Here is an 18,022-nt window from a genome sequence, read left to right on the forward strand (position 1 = left end):
CACTGCATTTTTGTTGTTGGGAAAGGGACAGCAATTATGGGCGGCATAATCTACATCATCGTCGTCGGCTTCGTGGCCGGCATCATCGCGCGTTTCCTGTCGCCGGGACCGAACAATCCGTCAGGCTTCATCCTGACCACCGTGCTCGGCATCGCCGGCGCATTTCTGGCAACCTGGGTCGGCCAGGCGATCGGCCATTACAGCCCGGAGCAGGGCGCCGGCTTCATCACCGCCACCATCGGCGCCCTGGTGGTGCTGTTCATCTGGAATCGCCTGGTCGCCAGCGGCGTGATCCGCGATTACAATCGCTAGCACGATCCGTCATTCCGGGGCGCTGCAAAGCATCGAACCCGGAATCTCGAGACTCCGGGTTCGCGCCAGCGCGCCCCGCAATGACGTGCATCAGTTTCAAAAAATCAGATGCATGCCGGCATCCATGCGGACGCATTCGCCGGTCATGTTGCTCGAGGCGGGGGTCGCTAGAAAATAGACGAGCTGCGCGATGTCCTCGGCGGTCGAGGCGACCTTCAGCGGCACCTTCGCCACCACCGCATCGCGCACTTGCTTGGCACCGGCTTCGCCGCGCCCCTTGGTGAACCAGGGCGTGTCGATATAGCCCGGGCAAACCGTGTTGACGCGGATGGCGGGCGCGAGCGCACGCGCCAGCGACAAGGTCATGGCGTTGAGCGCGCCCTTGCTGGCGACATAGGCCACCGACGAGCCGCCGCCGCTGATGCCGGCAACCGAGGAGACGTTGACCACCGTGGCCGCGCGCCCCGACGCCTTCGCGCTCGCTTCCAGTAGCGATCGCGCGGCGCGGATCATCTGATACGGCCCGATGGTGTTGACCGCGTAGATGCGCTGAAAATCCTCGGCTGACAGGCCGTCGAGATTGTCATGCGGCACATGCTTGGTTGTGCCGGCATTGTTGATCAGCGCGTCGAGCTTGCCCCAGGGCGTCGCCGCGGCAACGATTTTCTTGCAATCCTCGTCGCGCGACACGTCGCCCTGCACCACCAGAACCTCGGCGGCGCCCGCCTTGCGGCAGGCTTCCGCAGTCGCCTCGGCCTCGTTCTGGCTATTGGAATAATTGACCACGATGCGCCCGCCGGCCTTGGCAAACAAGCCCGCGGTCGCGGCGCCAAGCCCCGACGCCGAACCCGTCACGATCGCGCACAAACCATCCTTCGACATCGCTTCCCCTTGATTAGTTTTCAGGCCATCGGCGGCCAAGCCGCGCTTACCATATCGCGCGGCAAAATCGCCGCAAATCTCCAATACTCCATTGCGCGGAATTTCATGTTCCGAAGCCGCACCGCGATGGCGGCTGCCGGCTGCAATCATGCCCGCACCGCAAGCGCCCCTGCGACCAGCGCTTGTCAGGGCCATGGCTTTTCCCCATCATCCGGTGCAAGAAAAGCTCGCAGTCTGGCCCCCTTCTATCCGGGCGCGGACGCGCCAATATCCCTAAAGCGAGGAACGCTGTGGCGGAGAGTGAGAACATCGTCGTCGAGACCGCGGAAAAGATTTTCACCGATCTCGCCGACGCGCAAACCATCAACAGCGACAAGACTGGAGGTTGGAGAGCGCCGCTGTGGCAGGCGCTCAGCGAGGCCGGCCTGCCGCTGTCCTGGGTTGATGAAGACCTCGGTGGTTCAGGCGCCTCGCTTGTCGACGGATTTGGCGTGCTCGGCGCGGCCGGGCGGTTTGCGATCGCGGTGCCGCTCGCGGAGACCATGCTTGCGGGCTGGCTGCTGGCGCAGGCCAGGATCGCCTCGCCCGCGGGCGAGATGACGCTGGCACCGACAAGCCCGAAGGACCGCATCACGCTCAACGCCGACGGCACGCTCACCGGCCGCGCCCGCGGCGTGCCGTTCGCCAAGGCCGCCAAGCATATTGCCGTGCTGGCACACGGCGCGGATGGCGTTTCGATTGCACTCGTCGACGCCGCCAAGCTGCGCATCGAACCAGGCCTCAATCTTGCGAACGACAACAGCGACGTCGTGACCTTCGACAAAGTCCAGCCGATCACCGCAAAACCCGCGCCGAAAGGCTTCGACCAGAACGCGCTGATGCTGATGGGCGGCGTGGTGCGCAGCCTGCAGATCGCGGGCAGCCTGGAATCCATGCTCGACATCAGCGTGCGCTATTCGAATGAGCGCGTGGCGTTCGAGAAGAAGATCTCGAAGTTCCAGGCGGTGCAGCACAATCTCGCGCGGCTTGCCGGCGAGTCGGCCGCGGCGCTGGCGGCCGCGACTTCGGCGGCCGATACGATCGCCACCAACCCGTCCTTCACTGAGGACGCGGTTTTCCTCGAAGCCGTCGCGGCAAAGATCCGCTGCGCCGAGGCCGCCGAAAAGGGCGGCGCTATCGCGCATCAGGTGCACGGCGCGATCGGCTTCACCATCGAACACATCCTGCACCGTTACTCCTTGCGCGCACTGTCCTGGCGCGACGATTTCGGCTCCGAGAGCTACTGGGCCGTCGAGTTGGGAAAACGGATCGCCGCGCGCGGCGCCGACGAATTGTGGCCCCTGGTGGCCTCGCGCTAAACGAAGGTTTTCGATATGACAGCAGCGCTGCGTTTCGATCCGATCCGCCTGCCGCCCAAATGTGAGGAGCTGCGTAAGGAAGTGCGCGCCTTCCTTGCCGAGGAAATCGCGGCCGGCACTTTCAACCCGTTCAAGCCCAACCGCGAGGACACCGACGTGCCGGCCTTCTCCCGCAAGGTCGGCGAACGCGGCTGGATCGGCATGACCTGGCCGAAGAAGTATGGCGGCCACGAGCGCTCGTTCCTGGAGCGCTATGTGGTGACGGAAGAGATGCGGGTGGCCAACGCGCCGACACGGCGCTTTTTCGTGGCCGATCGCCAGAGCGGACCGATCCTGCTGAAATACGCCCCGGAGCACGTCAAGATGGACATCCTGCCGCGCATCTGCCGCGGCGAGCTCTGCTTTGCCATCGGCATGAGCGAGCCGAATTCCGGCTCCGACCTATTCGCGGCGAAGACCAAGGCGACCAAGACCGACGGCGGCTGGCTCATCAACGGCACCAAGATCTGGACTTCCTCAGCGCAGATCGCCGACTACATGATCGCGCTGTTCCGCACCTCGCCGCCGACCAAGGAGAACCGCCGGCACGGGCTGACGCAGTTCCTGGTCAAGATGAAGCAGCCGGGCATCAAGGTGAATCCGATCGGCCAGATCACCGGCCAATTCGAGTTCAACGAGGTGGTGTTTACCGACCATTTCATTCCCGATGACTATGTGCTCGGCGAGATCGACGGCGCCTGGAAGCAAGCGACGAGCGAGCTTGCCTATGAGCGCTCCGGCCCCGAGCGTTTCCTGGAAACCTATTACGTGCTCACTGAACTGGTGCGCGCCGTCGGCGAGAAGCCGGATACGCGCAGCGCCGAGGGCATCGGGCGCCTCGTCGCCCAGCTCCATACGATGCGGCGAATGTCGGTCTCGGTGGCGGGCATGTTGCAGGCCGGCAAGGAGCCGGTGGTGGAGGCGGCCATCGTCAAGGATATCGGCACGGTCTGGGAGCAGCAATTGCCGCACCGCGTGCGCGACCTCGCCGCTTTCGTCGAGGAGGACGTCGGCAATCGCGAGACGCTGGAGAAACAACTGTCGTTCGCGATCAAGACCGCGCCGAAACTGACCATTCAGGGCGGCACCACCGAAGTGCTGCGCGGCATCATCGCGCGCGGACTAGGCCTGCGTTGATGTGAACGAGAAGGGTCGCGCCGCACTCTCGCTCCGCCTCTCCCCGGTGGGGAGAGGCGAACCGTGCCGTCGCCGAGATACCTTGATTACTGGAGATAACGGATGAGCAAATACACAGATGTCGGCGTCGAGAAGCACGGCCATGTCGGCCTGATCGAGATCCGAAAGCCGCCACTGAACTTCTTCGACGTCTCGCTGATCAACCAGATCGCCGATGCGCTCGAAGAGTTCGATCGCGACATTGAGATCCGCGCCTCCGTGCTCGCCGCGCAAGGCAAGGCGTTCTGCGCCGGTGCCAATTTCAACGATCCGGCGCGGCACGAACAGGAAGAGCGCGCGGCGTCCGATCCGGCCGCGAACCTGCCGATCAATCATCTCTATGTTCAGGCAGTACGCATCTTCCGCAACAAGAAGCCGATCGTCGCCGCGATCCATGGCGCGGCCATCGGCGGCGGCCTCGGCCTTGCGGTCTCGGCGGATTTCCGCGTCACCTGCCCCGAGGCGCGGTTCTCCGCCAACTTCACCAAGCTCGGCTTCCATCCCGGTTTTGGGCTGACGGTCACGCTGCCGGAGTTGATCGGCAAGAACAATGCGGAGCTGATGTTCTATACCAGTCGCCGCGTCACCGGTGAGGAAGCCTATCGCTGGGGTCTCGCCAACGAGCTGGTGCCGCAGGATCGGGTGCGCGCCGCCGCCATGAAGCTCGCCGGCGAGATCGCCGAATGCTCGCCGCTCGGCCTCGTCTCGACCCGCGCCACCATGCGCGCCGGTCTCGCCGACCGCGTGCTGGCCGCGACCAACCACGAGTTGGTCGAACAAACAAGACTGCGCGCAACGGAAGATTTCAAGGAAGGCGTCAAGGCCACAGCCGAGCGTCGCGTGGCGAACTTCAAGGGAAGATAGCACCAGCCGCTTAACCTGCCCGCCGCAAACTCAGACGCCACAAGGGGCGGGGTGTCGCTGCCCCGCGAGAGCGTCCGGCGATCAAGTTGCAGACCCCGACGAGCGTCTTCAAGCATACCCGTCATTGCGAGGAGCGAAAGCGATCAAGCAATCCAGACTGCATCCGCGGAGAAAGTCTGGATTGCTTCGCTTGCGCTCGCAATGACGCCGGAGGTTGGGCGCGCATCTCCTCGATTCGCTCAGCTCGGCGAGTGCGCCAGCCTCAACATCATCACGCCACCCGCTGCAGCGGCCGCGACACCACGGTCAGACCATTCGACAGCGCATTGCTGTCGATCGATGCGATGGTCCGCGCAATGAACTGCGGCAGGCCTGGCACGGCGGCGAGGTTCGGAAACACTTTGCGGACCAGGAACCCATGCAGGCTCAAATCCTTCTTGATCCGCAGCACCTCATATTCCGCGGAGGAGAAGCAGGTGCGCGCCGCGCGCTCGTTGAAATAGTTCCAGTGATCGACGAAGTAGGATAACGGCCGGTTGTTGCCGCGCAGCCACGCCCAGGCGAGTTCCGTCTTGCGGCGCCAGCTTCCTTCGTTGGGAAAGCGGAAGATCAGCACGCCGTCCTCGGCGAGCAGCGACTTGAGCGAGCGCAAGGTGCCGACTGGATCGAGCATATGCTCGAAGACCTGGTCCGAGACGATGCAATCGAAGCGCTTGCCGCCGAGCACCTCGCCGATCTTGCGCCAGTCGCCTGATACGATGGTCACGCCGTTCTCGCGCGCCACTTCCGCGCGCGCAGGATCCCCCTCGAAGCCGACCACGTCGAAGCCGCGCTGCTTCAACATCGGCAAGAGCTGCGAGGCGCCGCAGCCGAGATCGAGGACGCTCCGCCCGGGCGCCCAGCGTTCGATCAAGGGGATGAGCGAATAGGGATAGTCGTTCTCGTCGAAAATGCGCTTCCAGGCGAAGTGCGCGCGTTGCTGGGCGACGCGTTCCGGCGTGGCAAAGGTCTCCGCTGCCTCTTCCTCGACCTTTTCAATTCGCGTCGGCCGATCGGCCACGAAACGTCCGGTGCACGATCCGCACTCGTAGACCAGATAAAGCCGGCCGCTCGCATCCTCCAGCGCGCGCAGATTCGTATCGTGGATATCCTCAGACGAGCAGAACGGACATTGCGAGATGATCGGGAACCGTGTGACCTGAGAGTCCATTTGCGAAGTCTCCCTTCAGCACACTTCATTTCTTGGCCGAAACGCATTGCTGTCCGTCTATGAAGAAATTTTTCTGTGCGGAAAGCTCGGCGTTCTCTTGGCAAATTGTTGGCGAGTCCCGTGCTTGCGACGGGGCAGAACCGCGAACGCGACGCTTGACGTCAGCCGCAACGGAACGACTGCTTAAAACGACAGCATAGGTTAAGTTCGGCGCTTCACCACCAGCGCATCCACGATCGTCACGCCCTGCCCTTGCGCGTGCACCAACACCGGATTGACTTCGATCTCGACGACCTCGTCGCGCAACCGCACGGCGAGTTGCGAGAGCTCGGAGATCAATCGCGCGAGCGCCGCGACGTCCGCCTTCGCAGCTCCGCGAAATCCCTTCAGAAGGGGCGCGGCTTTCAGCTCATCCAGCATCGCCGCCGCCTCCTCCGTGCCAACCGGCGCCGGCCGATACACCACGTCGCGGAACAGTTCCGTGATAATGCCACCCAAGCCGACCATGACCATCGGCCCGAAAGTGTTGTCCTGCAGGGTCCCGATGATGATCTCGACACCCTTTTTCGCCATCGGGCCGACCAGCACGCCCTGGATCGCGGCGTCGGGTCGCGCTTTGCGCGCATTGTTGAGCAATGCATCGAAGGCGAGAAACACCTCGCCCTTGGTGGCGATATTCAAGCGCACGCCGCCGACCTCGCTCTTGTGCGCAATGTCAGGCGACTGCACTTTCATCACCAGCGGCAGACCGACCCGCGCGATCGCGGCATCCAAACCGCTTTTGTCCGTCACCAGCACTTCCTCAGGCAGCGCGATGCGGGCGGCGCGTAACAGCGCCTTGCTATCGGCTTCCGACAGACGTGGCGATTTCAGATAGTCGGAGAGATCACGGTCGGGCAGGCTTGCGCTGACAGCAGCCGGCGGTAGCCTGAACTTCGCATGATCGACCAGCCGCCGCAGCGCCGTGGCGGCCTGGGTCAGCCCCGACAACACCACTACACCCGATGCCGCCAGTTCGCGGCGCGCGAAATCCGACGGCAGCGTATAGGAATAGAACACGACCGGTTTGTGTTGCGCCTCCAGCACCGGCTTCAGCTCAGGTTGTCTGAACGGCATCCGCACCTCGCTCGACATTGAGAGCATCACCAGGATGGCATCGACCTCATCGGACGTGCTGAGCAGGTCGATGCTCCTCTGCAGACCGCCGCTGTTCACGCCTTGAGCCGTGACGTCGATCGGATTGCGCGCCGTGCCGTAGGACGGCAGCAGCCTCTTGATCTCGGTCTGGATCGGCGCCGATAGTTCCGGCACCTGCAGCCCCTGCTGCGACACCGCGTCCGCGCCCCAGATGCCGGCGCCACCGGAGACCGTGAGCACGGCGACGCGATCACCCCTCGGCAGCGGGCTGGTGCAGAGCACCGCTGCGATGGTGATGGCCTCGTCGAGGTCATTGGAGACGATGAAGCCGTATTTCGCGAACACCGCGTCATACGCCGCCGACCAGCCGGCCATGCTCGCAGTGTGTGAGGCCGCCGCGCGCTCGCCGGCGCCGGAGCGGCCGACCTTGGTCACGATCACGGGCTTGCGCAGTTCCGCGGCGCGCCGGGCTGCGTGCAAGAACTTCTCGACGTCGCGGATACCCTCGATGAACAGCAGGATCACGTCTGTGGATCCATCCTGCACCATATAATCGAAGAACTCGCCGGCCCCGAGATCGCTCTCATTGCCCGCGCTGACGACATAGCTCACGGCGATGCCGAGTGCCTTCGCACGATGATAATAGGCAAAGCCGATGCCGCCGCTTTGCGCGACGATGCCGATCCGCTTCCTGGTCGCGACCAGCGGCGGCACGCCCGGCTTGACGTCGACCGCCGGGCTGAAGGTCGCGGCAACCCGCGGCACCGCGCTGTAAAAACCTTCCGCATTGGGTCCGGAAATGCGCATGCCTGTTCGCTTGGCCAGCGCCGCGATCGCCTCCTGCATGGCCGCGCTGTCGCCGCCCTCTTCGGCAAAGCCGGAGGAGATGATCACGGCATTCTTCACACCGACGGCGGCGCATTGTTCGAGCGCGGCCAGCACCCCGCGTGCCGGAATGATGATGACGGCGAGATCGATCGGCGCACCAATCTCGGCGACCTGTTTAAAGCATGTCAGCCCGTCGATCTCGTCGTAGTTCGGATTGACCGGATAGATCTTTCCCGGAAACTCGTTCTTGCGCAGCATTGCCAAGAGGCGCCCCGGGATTTTCTCATGATCGCGCGAGGCCCCGATCAGCGCGATGCTTTCGGGGGCGAAGAAGGAGTCGAGCGGATGGAGCATTCGTTATTTCCCCTTGTTTTCTTCATTGGCACATGGGCGCTGTATCCCCGTCATCTTGAGGCGCCGGAGCGCAGCGGAGGCCTCGAAGGATGAACGGCGCCGCTGCGAGAGCCGGGCCGCCGCCCTTCGAGGCTCGCGGAGCCTGTCATCGCGCCGCGCTTCGCGCGCGCGACCGCCTCAGAGTGACCAGACCAAGGTGACGGGACCAAGATGCGCGAATCACTGCCTTAGCTTGAACGTCACGCCCCCGATCAGAAATGCGCTACCTGTCACAGCATAGCCCTTGGCCTGCGCTGCCTCGCAAACCGCAGCGACATTGGCGACGCGAAAATCGAGTCCGCGCATGATCTCCGCCTCGCCTTGCACGAAGCGGAAGCCGACATTGGGTAGTCTCAGTTCGGGCGTCCCGTCCTGCCCGCGCGTAGCCGGCACCTCGATGATTCTGCCCCAATGCTCGGCCAAGCCGAGCGCATCCGGACTTTGCATCTCAACGCCCGTCAATGTCCGCGTCACGTCGTTGCGAATGAACTTCTGCCAATCCGGTCCCGCCGGCGGATAGGCGCCCAAGATGTCGTCGCTGCCATCGGTGTGATTGAATTCGATGAAGGCGGCGCGGCAATCGCGCGGGTGGAGCTGCACGCCATGATAGGGCGCATGCCTGATGACATTGGCGGTGCGCACGCCGAGCGCATTGGCGCGGGCAGCGCGCTCATCGGGATCGTCGCAGGCGAAGATCGCCATGTAGCCGCCGCGGCCACCGCTCTTCTGAAGGAAGCGGCCGGCCGCCGTGCCGTCGCGGAACGGCGCGACCACTTCCAGCAGGATGGTGTCGACCGGTAACAGCGCGTTGACGAGGCCATATTTGGCGACGTTGCCGTCGCGGTAGCAGACAGAAAGACCCATGATCGCCGCGATATCGGCAATCACCCGCTCGAGCTCCGGCGCGACCAGGCAGACCTGCCGCAATCGAATGGCACCGGTCACCCTAGGCGCCCCTGAACACCGCCCTGCGCTTCTCGACAAAGGCCTTGGCCGCTTCCTTATGGTCGGCGGTCTCGCCGGCGCGGGTGTGATGGATGGCCTCGGCATCAAAACAATCTTCGAGCGAGAGATGCTCGGCATTGTTGATGTTGCGCTTGATATAGCCGAGCGCGACCGACGGGCCCTGTGCGAGCTCCATTGCGAGCTCACGCGCTGCCGCATCGATTTCACTATCTGCCACCACCCGGTTCACCATGCCGAGCGCGAGCGCTTCGCTGGCGCTCAGCACCGGCGACAGCAGATAGAGTTCGCGCGCCTTGGCGCTGCCGAGGAGCTGGGTGAGGAAGTAGGTGCCGCCATAATCGCCGGAGAAGCCGACCTTGGCGAAGGCGGTGGTGATCTTGCAGGATTCGCTGGCGACACGAAGATCGCAGGAGAGCGCGATGGAAAGGCCGGCGCCGGCCGCGGCGCCGTCGAGCTGCGCCACCACGGGCTTCGGCATCTGGTGCAGGATGCGCGAGACTTCCATGCCGCGGCGCAGGTTCGCGAGCCTGGCTTCGAAGGGGAGCGGCGCCCGCCCGTCCGCCATCGCCTTGACGTCGCCGCCGACGCAAAAGGTGCCGCCGGCGCCCTTGATCAGCACGGCGCGCACATCGTGATCCTCGGCGGCGCGCCGCGCGGCTTCGACGAGCCCGCGCGTCATGTCCGGGTTGAGCGCATTGCGCCGGTCCGGGCGGTTCATGGTGATGGTGAGCAGACCGGACTCGAGATGCTGCAGGACCATGTCAGTTGAGCTCATAGGATTTTGCCTTTGTTGTTGTTTGTTGAACCTTGCACCGTCGTTCCGGGGCGGTCGCGAAGCGAGCGAACCCGGAACCTCGAGATTCCGGGTTCGGTGCTGCGCACCGCCCCGGAATGACGGAAAACTTAACGCACCGCTCGTGATGACGCGCGCTGCGTCATTTCTTCACCAGCGGACAGCGTGATTGCTCCAGCGATTGAAACGCCTCGTCGCCGGGGACGGTGGCGAGCAGCTTGTAGTCATCCCAGCGCCCGTTTGATTCCGACGGCTTCTTCACCTCGAACAGGTACATGTCATGCACCATGCGGCCGTCCGCGCGGATGTGGCCGTTCCTGGCGAAGAAATCGTTGATCGGCGTTGCCTTCATTACCTTCATCACCGCCGCCGAATCGGTGGTGCCGGCCGCCTTCACCGCTTGCAGATAATGCATCACGGAGGAATAGACGCCGGCCTGCGCCGAGGTCGGCGGCCGCTTCACGCGCGCAATGAAGCGCTTTGAAAACGCACGCGTGTCGTCGTTGAGGTCCCAATAGAAGGCCTCCGCGAGCAGCAGCCCCTGCGCGGTGTCGAGCCCGATCGAATCGATGTCGGTGACGAAGGCAAGCAGCGGCGACAGCTTCTGGCCGCCCTTCATGATGCCGAACTCGGCGGCCTGCTTGATCGCGTTCACGGTGTCGCCGCCGGCATTGGCGAGCCCGATCACCTTTGCCTTCGAGGCCTGCGCCTGCAAGAGAAAGGACGAGAAATCCGAGGTATTGAGCGGATGGCGGACGCTGCCCAGCACCTTGCCGCCTGCCTTGGTCACGACGTTGGTGGTGTCCTTTTCCAGATCGTGGCCGAAAGCGTAATCGGCGGTCAGGAAGAACCAGGTGTCGAGCCCTTGCCTGACCGCGGCAAGGCCAGTCACATTGGCCTGCGCGTAAGTGTCGAATACGTAATGCACGGTGTAGGGGCCGCAGGCCTCGTTAGAGAGCCGGATCGAGCCGGGACCATTGAAAATGATGATCTTGTTACGCTCCTTGGCGATCTCGCCGGCCGCAAGCGCAGTGGCGGAGGCCGCGACGTCGTAGATCATCTCAACGCCCTGGTTGTCGATCATGTCGCGGGCGATGTTGGCGGCGAGATCGGCCTTGTTGAGGTGGTCGGCAGCGATGACCTCGATCTTGCGGCCCAGCACCTCGCCGCCGAAATCTTCCGCGGCCATCTTGGCGGCCTCCAGGCTGCCGGGGCCGGTGATGTCGGCATAGAGGCTCGACATGTCCAAAATGCCGCCGATCTTGAGCGGAGGCTTATCCTGCGCCGGCGCGGCGCTCGCCGTCAGCGCCAGCGCGGCAGCAAAAATTGCCGAAAGAAACGTCTTCATCAAAATCCTCCCTCTCGGCCGCGATTTGCATGGCGGCCTTATTCAGTTGCGCGCGATCATGCCGCATGCATCGGACAGCGGCAAGCGAAGGGGCGCGCCTTGCGGTTTTCCGCTAAGCGGAATGGATGAAATGTGCGAGCATGTTCGCGATGCTTTGGATGCCTGTGATATCTCGACGTCAACGTGCGCGCTGCCCGGCCGTATGCCTCTGCCTGTTGCTCGCTGCTGCCGCGCAATCGGCCTTCGCCGCGGCTTGCGCGCCGCCGCCACAGGGCGAGGGCCGCGTCGCCGAGATCATCGATGGCCGCAGTTTTCGCCTCACCGACGGGCGCGAGATCAGGCTCGCGGGCATCGAACCGGCCGGCATCACCAAGGCGGAGCGCGTCAACGCGCTATCGGCGCTTGTGGCTGGTCGTGACGTGAGCCTGCGCGGCGATGACGATGCGCCCGACCGCTACGGGAGGCAGACGGCCTTCGTGTTTCTCGCGGCTTCGGAGGTGCCTGTTCAGGCACAGCTCGTGTCACAAGGCCAGGCGCTGGTCCTGCCCGATATCGAGAATAGGGATTGCGTGGCGGCCCTGATGGCGGCCGAAGCGGAGGCGCGAGCGGCCAAACGGGGAACCTGGAGCGTTAACGATGTCATAAAAAACGCGGAAAGTGCGGACGATATTTTGGCGGGCGTGGGGCACTTTACGGTCGTCGAAGGCAAGGTTCTGTCCGTACGGCAGTCGGGGGCTACCACTTACCTGAACTTCGGACGTCACTGGACACAGGACTTCGCTGCGACTATTCCAAGGCGCGTATTGCCGGCCTTTGCAGCGGCCGGGATCACCCTTAAGTCCTTGGAGAATCGGCGGATTCGGATCCGGGGCTGGGTCGAGGCGCGCCCGGGACCGCGCATCGAGGTGATTCGGGTGGGGCAGATCGAGGTGCTGGGTGGGAACTGACCCAAGGGTAGTTCAAGGGCAATCCCAAGGGCAATTTAAGACGTGACAATTCAAGAGTAGCCGCGAGTGGATGGGTTTGCGGGACCGCGCGACACGGCAATGAGCCGCCGCCTTTGGGCTGCGCTGGCGGCGCTTGGCCTTGCGCTGTCGCTTGGCGCCTGCGGCGACATGGGGCGGCTGCAGTTGGCCACGCCTGCGCCTGCGCCCGCGCCGGTGAAGCCCAAGCCTGTGGTCACGAACACGCCGGCCACCGAGCGGGAGCATGAGCGGATCCTCGCCACCTATGGCGGCGCCTATGACGACCCGCAGTTGGAAGCGCTGATCGGCAAGACGGTCGACCGCCTGGTCGCCGCTTCGGAGCGCCCCGACCAAGGCTACAAGGTGACCATCCTCAACTCCGGCGCGGTGAACGCCTTCGCGCTGCCGGGCGGCCAGCTCTATGTGACGCGGGGGCTGATCGCGCTCGCCAACGACACCTCCGAACTCTCATCCGTGCTGAGCCACGAGATGGCGCATGTGATCGCCAGGCACGCCGCGATCCGCGAGGATCAGGCGCGCCAGGCCGCGATCGTCACCCGCGTCGTCACGGACATGAGCACCGATCCCGATCTCACCGCGCTCGCGCTCGCCAAGACCAAGCTGACGCTTGCCACCTTCTCGCGCAACCAGGAGTTCGAGGCGGACGCCATGGGCGTTGCGATTGCCGCGCGCGCGCATTTCGACCCCTACGGCGCGGCGCGTTTTTTGACCTCGATGGAGCGCAATGCCGAACTGAAGGCCGCCAAGGCTTCGTTCGATCCGCGCGCCCAGGATTTCCTCTCCTCGCATCCGGCAACGCCCGAGCGCGTCGAGAACGCGCAGAGCATCGCCCGGCAATATACTTCGCCTGATAACAGCGAACGCGATCGCGAGGCCTATCTCTCGGCGATCGACAACATCGTCTACGGCGAGGACCCGAGCGAAGGCTTTGTGCGCGGACGGCGTTTTCTGCATCCCAAGCTCGGCTTCACCTTCCAGGCACCGGATAATTTCACCCTCGACAACACCGCGCAGGCGGTGATCGGCGTGCGCGAAGGCGGCACGCAGGCGATGCGCTTCGACGTTGTGCGGGTGCCGGCGGAACAATCGCTCGGCGACTATCTCAACTCGGGCTGGATGGAGAACGTCAACAAGGCCTCGACCGAGGATCTCAGCATCAACGGCTTTCCGGCCGCGTCCGCCACCGCGGATGGCGATCAATGGCATTTCAAGATCTACGCGCTGCGCTTCGGCAGCGACGTCTATCGCTTCATCTTCGCGACCAAGCAGAAGACCACGGAGAGCGAGCGCAACGCCCGCGAGACCGTCAACTCCTTCCGCCGCCTGACGCTGGATGAAATCCAGGCCGCACGCCCTTTACGCCTCAAGGTGATCACGGTGCAACCCGGAGATACCGTGGAGTCGCTCTCCCACCGCATGGCCGGCGTCGATCATCCCATGGAGCGCTTCCGCATGCTCAACGGCCTCAGCTCGCATGCGGAGGTGAAGGTCCGCGATCGCGTAAAGATCGTGGTGGACTGACGCGCGTCACGTCACGTCGGGGATGCGCGGCCGAATCCGAAAATGTCGGCCTGGATTAAGACTCGTCGTCCCGTGCAAGAGATCCGCCGTAGCTCGAAGAGCGAAGGCGGAAGCGCGACCCGGAACCACCCATAACCACATGCGGTTTGTTGGTTTATAACTACACGCGGTTGTTGGTTTACGTCGGCTTTGACACGCGTGTGCCGCTGATAGACTCCGCGGCATGGTTCGGGCGTTCCGCAATGATGACGTGCAAGAGAACTCCTCGCTTCACAAGAGGAATGAAACCGAGACCACGGTTCCCCGCAACGCGCGACGTCCGGAACGAAGCGCGCTGATATCCACAGGCGGAACCGCTTGCGCGACAAATCTACTCGGGATCATCACAATTCGGGAACGCTTCCCCGGTTGGATCCGTTCGTTCCACTTGATGCTTCGAAGAAGTGGGAGCAGCCGATGAAGTTGAACTCGACCCAGGTGGAGCAGACATTGAACCAAATGAATGCCCACGTTCTTCCCGACGACCATCCAGCGGTCACGCAATTGACCGATGTCTTTGGGGACCACACGTTCTTTCTCGACGAGAGTGGTCTCAAGGTCCTGGAGCCGGCCGAGGCACCGGAGATGGAGATTCAATCCGGCGAGGTGGTCAGTCTTGCGGATTGGACCGACTCGACCCTTACCAGTTTGACGCCGCATGCACCTGAGCTGACAGGCACGACGATCGTCTTCCGCGAAATCAAACATTGACGGCCTTGTCATCTTTCACGGCCAAATGATTTGATCTGCGATGCTGGCGTGATGGCGGCCGCCACGTTGCGCTCTCATCCGAGTGCGGGTGGCCGGCCACCATCAACTATCGCCAGGGCGTTCTCCGGGATAATCCAGGTTAAGGCGGGAACCCGTTGGTTCCTGCAACCTTGGGCCTGACCGCGAATCAATGCTCGCGTTCACCGGAGAGCCATCGCATGTCAGTTCGTGAGATGCCGATCGCCGCAACGCATTTGCTTCTGGCATTCGCCTTGATGATCGCCGGCGCATTCGGCACCGGAGTTCCGATCGCGCTCCTGATCATCTGGCTTTGCTCCTGAACCTGCCGTGCACGTGGCTTGACGTGCCACCCGCATCGCTTGCTCCTGCAGACAAGTCGATCTTCAGCGGCGCAGCTTCGCCGAAGCGCTGGTCGATACCGGGATCAGCAAATCTGTTGGCTTGGTATCGTGATCAGTCGATTCGCAATGAACGCACAATGAAGCCATCATATCGCGTCATTGGCTCGATATCGCTCCGGCCGGGGAACTTGCTCCTGCGGAAGGAACAAACATGCGACGCTTTCGGTACGTCCTCGGGCTACTTGCCACGCTGCTCATTTCGCCCATCGCCCAAGCTCAAATCCTCAGCATTACGATCGCTCCGCCCGAGCTTCCGGTCTACGAGCAACCGCCGCTTCCCGCGCCCGGCTATATTTGGACGCCCGGTTACTGGGCTTACGGCCCGGACGGATATTACTGGGTGCCGGGCACTTGGGTTGAGCCGCCGGTCGCCGGCTTATTGTGGACGCCCGGTTATTGGGGCTGGCGTGACGGCGTTTACACGTGGAATGCCGGCTATTGGGGACCGCGTGTCGGCTTCTACGGTGGCGTCAACTATGGCTTCGGCTATGGCGGCGTCGGTTATGAGGGTGGCCACTGGGACAACGGCGTGTTCGCCTATAACCGCACCGTAAACAATTTCGGCAGCGTCAACGTCACGAACGTCTACGAGAAGACTGTCATCAACAACAACATCACGCGGGTCAGCTTCAACGGCGGCAATGGCGGGCTCACGGTCCAGCCGACGCCGCAAGAGCAGGCTGCTGCGCAAGACCGCCACATCGCTCCCGCGCCCGCGCAACTCCAGCAGCAACATCTGGCGAGCACCAACAGAGCACTGCTTGCCTCCGAGAACCATGGCCGCCCGGCTATCGCCGCGACAGCCAAGCCGGGCGAATTCAGCGGCAAAGGCGTTGTCGCTGCTCGGGAAGCCAAACCGGGGCCAGCGCCGTTGCCGCAGCCGGTCGCGGCGGCGGCTCCCAAAGGGCCTGCCAACAATACTCTCACCAACAGGTCGCTCGAGAACAAGCCGCTGACAGCCAACCCGCCAGCGAACAAGCCTCTCGCAAACAATCCTTCGGCTGCGAACAGCACAGTCGAAAGCCGGCCCGTTGACAACAAGGGATCGGCCGGCCCGGAGCACACTGCGACAACCAACGGCGCGTTGCCCAAGCCGGCAGGCGCGGCGGTCAGACCGGACGGCAAGCCGCTGAATGCTGCAGCGAGGCCGGCCAATGTCGAAGCAAAGCCTGCGGCCACGGCGACTGCTCCCAAGCCGCCCCAGCATCCAGGTGCGGCGCCACCCCGACAAGTCGCCGCGGCGCCGCATCCCGCGCCCCATCCGCCCGCGGCGAAACCCAAAACCGCGCCGCACAATGAAGCGCATTAGTCTTACTGCGTCAGTAAATCCTCATGGCGAGGAGGCGCGAATGCGCCGTCTCGAACCATGAGGCCCCGATCCCGGCCTCATCCTTCGAGACTTTCTGCGCAAGCTTCTCTGGATGAGGGGATAGAGCCGCATATGACGCAGTAAGATTAGAGCGTGATCCGGAAAAGTGTGCAGCGGCTTTCCGAAAAGATCACGCTCAAACAAAAAACTCGAGACGCGCGATGAGGATTCAACCTGATCTCATCGCGCGCCAACGCGTGATCCCGCTCGTGATGCGGAGTAGAAATAAAGACGAGGTTCGGGAGGGCTGGGTTCCCGAACCTCGTCGCCGGAGCCCTCACGCAAATGAGCGCCGGAAGGCTACGCAACATGAACGAGCTTCCGTGAGCCTTTCGTGATGTGGAGCATCGCGCTCAAGGTTTTTCTCTGCGCATGATCTTTTCGGAAAGCCTCGGCACAGTTCCCAGATCATGGTCTAGGGCATTGCCCGCCCCGTCAATTCGACGAGGTCAATTCGCCAATTCCGTCAACTTCGCTGCAGCCGCCGCGATCGCGCGCATCGTCCAGGCGCAGGCTGTTTGCTGGGCGATCTGAAATTATGGCAATTTAGGGGCTGTCAAAAACATAGCTGAGATTATCCACAGTATAGCTCTGATATGCCTTTGCCGTCTGGGGGTGCTTACCGTCGTATTCGGAGGACAGATATATGGGGAATATCGAACAACTTCGAAAGACTCCTGAAGTCAGTTTGGCTCAACTCGAAGCGGACATCTCGATGGGGCGTCCAAGCAGTTCATTAGCCTCGATTGCATTGCCTGATTACGTCGAGCACCAGGACGGGGTCCCGCGCGTCGGCGCCCTCAGTGCCGAGGCAGTGGTCCGCGATTACGAGGCCGCTGCGAAAGAGATCGAGGCCATGGGAGCGGAACTGATCGATGCGGCAAAAAAATGCGAGGCGATGACCGCCGAGGTCCATAACGCGATTGCCTATATGCGCGATACGGCAGCGGCATATCGTGAGGAAGCCAAAAAGATCTTCAAGCGCATTGAAGATTGTGCGCTGTTCACCGAAGACGTCAGAAAGACCTGCGAACAGGTCAAACGCAGGATGATGGACGGCCCGAACGCCAACTGAGGCCATCCCGCCCAACGCAAGACCACCAACGGCGGCCCGTTCCGCAGGTCCGTTTGCGGAACGGATTCGTACGCGATCCAGGGCGGTGGGTCGCAAACGGCAAGCACGCTCGCGCGAGCCGGCACCGACCTATTTTACTCCCTCGTTGGGATGCGAGGCCACCATGAGCTTTTTTCACGATGAAGCTGCAGGAGGAGGCTCCCACCTGTGAAAGGTGCGGAAACAAGCCTCGCTTTATTGGCAGAATGCTCGACCCGAAACAGGGCGGAACCGTGCGCTTGTTCATCTGCGAATGCGGTGAACTGATCAAGATGGAGTGCGATTCGCGCTGAAATCCAAAATGCCCGGGTAGAGGTAGAGTTGCCGGCCTGATCGGATCGCTATTCCGCGCATGGTGCCTGCGGAAAGCCGCGGCAAATCTGCTGTGCATCGCTGACAGCCTCGTTCTTCGAGACGCTTGCTCCGCAAGCTCCTCAAGATGAGGGGATAGAGCTGCTTATGACGCAGTAGGACTAGTGCAACGTTAAGCTGACCAATGCAGCACTATGGATTGCGAGCGCCTTGCGAAAGCCGGCAGCAAGATGCCGATAGTG

16 protein-coding genes are annotated in these 18,022 nt (G+C 62.9%); 10 read left to right on the plus strand and 6 right to left on the minus strand.

The features are described 5' to 3' along the window. Positions 1 to 36 precede the first annotated feature (36 nt). A complete protein-coding gene (locus F758_RS0134860; RefSeq protein WP_024512203.1) occupies positions 37 to 312 on the plus strand; it encodes a GlsB/YeaQ/YmgE family stress response membrane protein in 276 nt (91 codons plus the stop codon). Between the two features lie 96 nt (positions 313 to 408). On the opposite strand, the gene F758_RS0134865 is transcribed toward F758_RS0134860, so the two are convergent. Next, complete coding sequence (locus tag F758_RS0134865; RefSeq protein ID WP_024512204.1) at positions 409 to 1,194, minus strand: SDR family NAD(P)-dependent oxidoreductase; 786 nt, start codon at positions 1,192 to 1,194, stop codon at positions 409 to 411. A 290-nt stretch (positions 1,195 to 1,484) separates the two neighbouring features. Here F758_RS0134865 and F758_RS0134870 point away from each other — a divergent pair, with 290 nt between their 5' ends. From F758_RS0134870 to F758_RS0134880, 3 genes are all read left to right on the plus strand, one after another. Beyond that, positions 1,485 to 2,552, plus strand: a complete 1,068-nt coding sequence (locus F758_RS0134870; protein ID WP_024512205.1) for an acyl-CoA dehydrogenase family protein — start codon at positions 1,485 to 1,487, stop codon at positions 2,550 to 2,552. Between the two features lie 15 nt (positions 2,553 to 2,567). Continuing rightward, positions 2,568 to 3,728: an acyl-CoA dehydrogenase family protein gene (locus tag F758_RS0134875; RefSeq protein WP_024512206.1), complete on the plus strand. Its 1,161-nt coding sequence runs from the start codon at positions 2,568 to 2,570 to the stop codon at positions 3,726 to 3,728. 102 nt (positions 3,729 to 3,830) lie between these two features. Next, positions 3,831 to 4,631, plus strand: coding sequence for an enoyl-CoA hydratase/isomerase family protein (locus F758_RS0134880; protein WP_024512207.1), 801 nt, complete (start codon positions 3,831 to 3,833; stop codon positions 4,629 to 4,631). Between the two features lie 271 nt (positions 4,632 to 4,902). Here F758_RS0134880 and F758_RS0134885 read toward each other — a convergent pair whose 3' ends face one another. From F758_RS0134885 to F758_RS0134905, 5 genes are all read right to left on the minus strand, one after another. Beyond that, positions 4,903 to 5,841: a class I SAM-dependent methyltransferase gene (locus F758_RS0134885; RefSeq protein ID WP_024512208.1), complete on the minus strand. Its 939-nt coding sequence runs from the start codon at positions 5,839 to 5,841 to the stop codon at positions 4,903 to 4,905. A 201-nt stretch (positions 5,842 to 6,042) separates the two neighbouring features. After that, entirely contained in the window at positions 6,043 to 8,160 is a 2,118-nt protein-coding gene (locus F758_RS0134890) for an acetate--CoA ligase family protein (protein WP_024512209.1), read from the minus strand. A gap of 219 nt (positions 8,161 to 8,379) precedes the next feature. Beyond that, positions 8,380 to 9,144, minus strand: a complete 765-nt coding sequence (locus F758_RS0134895) for a VOC family protein (protein ID WP_024512210.1) — start codon at positions 9,142 to 9,144, stop codon at positions 8,380 to 8,382. A 1-nt stretch (position 9,145) separates the two neighbouring features. Further along, the gene (locus F758_RS0134900) at positions 9,146 to 9,940 is read right to left on the minus strand and encodes an enoyl-CoA hydratase (protein ID WP_024512211.1); all 795 of its coding nucleotides are present in this window, start codon (positions 9,938 to 9,940) and stop codon (positions 9,146 to 9,148) included. A gap of 160 nt (positions 9,941 to 10,100) precedes the next feature. Beyond that, complete coding sequence (locus F758_RS0134905; protein ID WP_024512212.1) at positions 10,101 to 11,306, minus strand: ABC transporter substrate-binding protein; 1,206 nt, start codon at positions 11,304 to 11,306, stop codon at positions 10,101 to 10,103. A gap of 158 nt (positions 11,307 to 11,464) precedes the next feature. Here F758_RS0134905 and F758_RS0134910 point away from each other — a divergent pair, with 158 nt between their 5' ends. The 6 genes from F758_RS0134910 (at position 11,465) to F758_RS0134935 (ending at position 17,429) form a co-directional block, all read left to right on the plus strand. After that, positions 11,465 to 12,253 (plus strand): thermonuclease family protein, encoded by a 789-nt coding sequence (locus F758_RS0134910; protein ID WP_051387131.1) that lies wholly within the window; start codon positions 11,465 to 11,467, stop codon positions 12,251 to 12,253. 99 nt (positions 12,254 to 12,352) lie between these two features. Continuing rightward, positions 12,353 to 13,813 (plus strand): M48 family metalloprotease, encoded by a 1,461-nt coding sequence (locus tag F758_RS0134915; RefSeq protein ID WP_035724152.1) that lies wholly within the window; start codon positions 12,353 to 12,355, stop codon positions 13,811 to 13,813. A gap of 357 nt (positions 13,814 to 14,170) precedes the next feature. Continuing rightward, on the plus strand, positions 14,171 to 14,563 hold the full coding sequence (locus F758_RS0134920) for a hypothetical protein (protein WP_245286672.1): 393 nt from the start codon (positions 14,171 to 14,173) through the stop codon (positions 14,561 to 14,563). A gap of 218 nt (positions 14,564 to 14,781) precedes the next feature. After that, complete coding sequence (locus F758_RS52875) at positions 14,782 to 14,904, plus strand: hypothetical protein (protein WP_283805894.1); 123 nt, start codon at positions 14,782 to 14,784, stop codon at positions 14,902 to 14,904. 232 nt (positions 14,905 to 15,136) lie between these two features. Continuing rightward, a complete protein-coding gene (locus F758_RS45225; protein ID WP_024512216.1) occupies positions 15,137 to 16,294 on the plus strand; it encodes a YXWGXW repeat-containing protein in 1,158 nt (385 codons plus the stop codon). A 706-nt stretch (positions 16,295 to 17,000) separates the two neighbouring features. Further along, on the plus strand, positions 17,001 to 17,429 hold the full coding sequence (locus tag F758_RS0134935; RefSeq protein ID WP_024512217.1) for a hypothetical protein: 429 nt from the start codon (positions 17,001 to 17,003) through the stop codon (positions 17,427 to 17,429). Positions 17,430 to 18,022: the final 593 nt, after the last annotated feature.

This window comes from Bradyrhizobium sp. ARR65, assembly GCF_000472385.1.
Lineage (GTDB): Bacteria > Pseudomonadota > Alphaproteobacteria > Rhizobiales > Xanthobacteraceae > Bradyrhizobium.

What these genes read in the sequence shown, in the direction of transcription:
- F758_RS0134910 (WP_051387131.1), top strand. Translation starts at nt 11,465, where the DNA reads ATGCCTGTGATATCTCGACGTCAACGTGCGCGCTGCCCGGCCGTATGC.
- F758_RS45225 (WP_024512216.1), top strand. Translation starts at nt 15,137, where the DNA reads ATGCGACGCTTTCGGTACGTCCTCGGGCTACTTGCCACGCTGCTCATT.
- F758_RS0134880 (WP_024512207.1), top strand. Translation starts at nt 3,831, where the DNA reads ATGAGCAAATACACAGATGTCGGCGTCGAGAAGCACGGCCATGTCGGC.
- F758_RS0134905 (WP_024512212.1), bottom strand. Translation starts at nt 11,306, where the DNA reads ATGAAGACGTTTCTTTCGGCAATTTTTGCTGCCGCGCTGGCGCTGACG.
- F758_RS0134860 (WP_024512203.1), top strand. Translation starts at nt 37, where the DNA reads ATGGGCGGCATAATCTACATCATCGTCGTCGGCTTCGTGGCCGGCATC.
- F758_RS52875 (WP_283805894.1), top strand. Translation starts at nt 14,782, where the DNA reads ATGTCAGTTCGTGAGATGCCGATCGCCGCAACGCATTTGCTTCTGGCA.
- F758_RS0134890 (WP_024512209.1), bottom strand. Translation starts at nt 8,160, where the DNA reads ATGCTCCATCCGCTCGACTCCTTCTTCGCCCCCGAAAGCATCGCGCTG.
- F758_RS0134865 (WP_024512204.1), bottom strand. Translation starts at nt 1,194, where the DNA reads ATGTCGAAGGATGGTTTGTGCGCGATCGTGACGGGTTCGGCGTCGGGG.
- F758_RS0134885 (WP_024512208.1), bottom strand. Translation starts at nt 5,841, where the DNA reads ATGGACTCTCAGGTCACACGGTTCCCGATCATCTCGCAATGTCCGTTC.
- F758_RS0134900 (WP_024512211.1), bottom strand. Translation starts at nt 9,940, where the DNA reads ATGAGCTCAACTGACATGGTCCTGCAGCATCTCGAGTCCGGTCTGCTC.
- F758_RS0134935 (WP_024512217.1), top strand. Translation starts at nt 17,001, where the DNA reads ATGGGGAATATCGAACAACTTCGAAAGACTCCTGAAGTCAGTTTGGCT.
- F758_RS0134875 (WP_024512206.1), top strand. Translation starts at nt 2,568, where the DNA reads ATGACAGCAGCGCTGCGTTTCGATCCGATCCGCCTGCCGCCCAAATGT.
- F758_RS0134915 (WP_035724152.1), top strand. Translation starts at nt 12,353, where the DNA reads ATGAGCCGCCGCCTTTGGGCTGCGCTGGCGGCGCTTGGCCTTGCGCTG.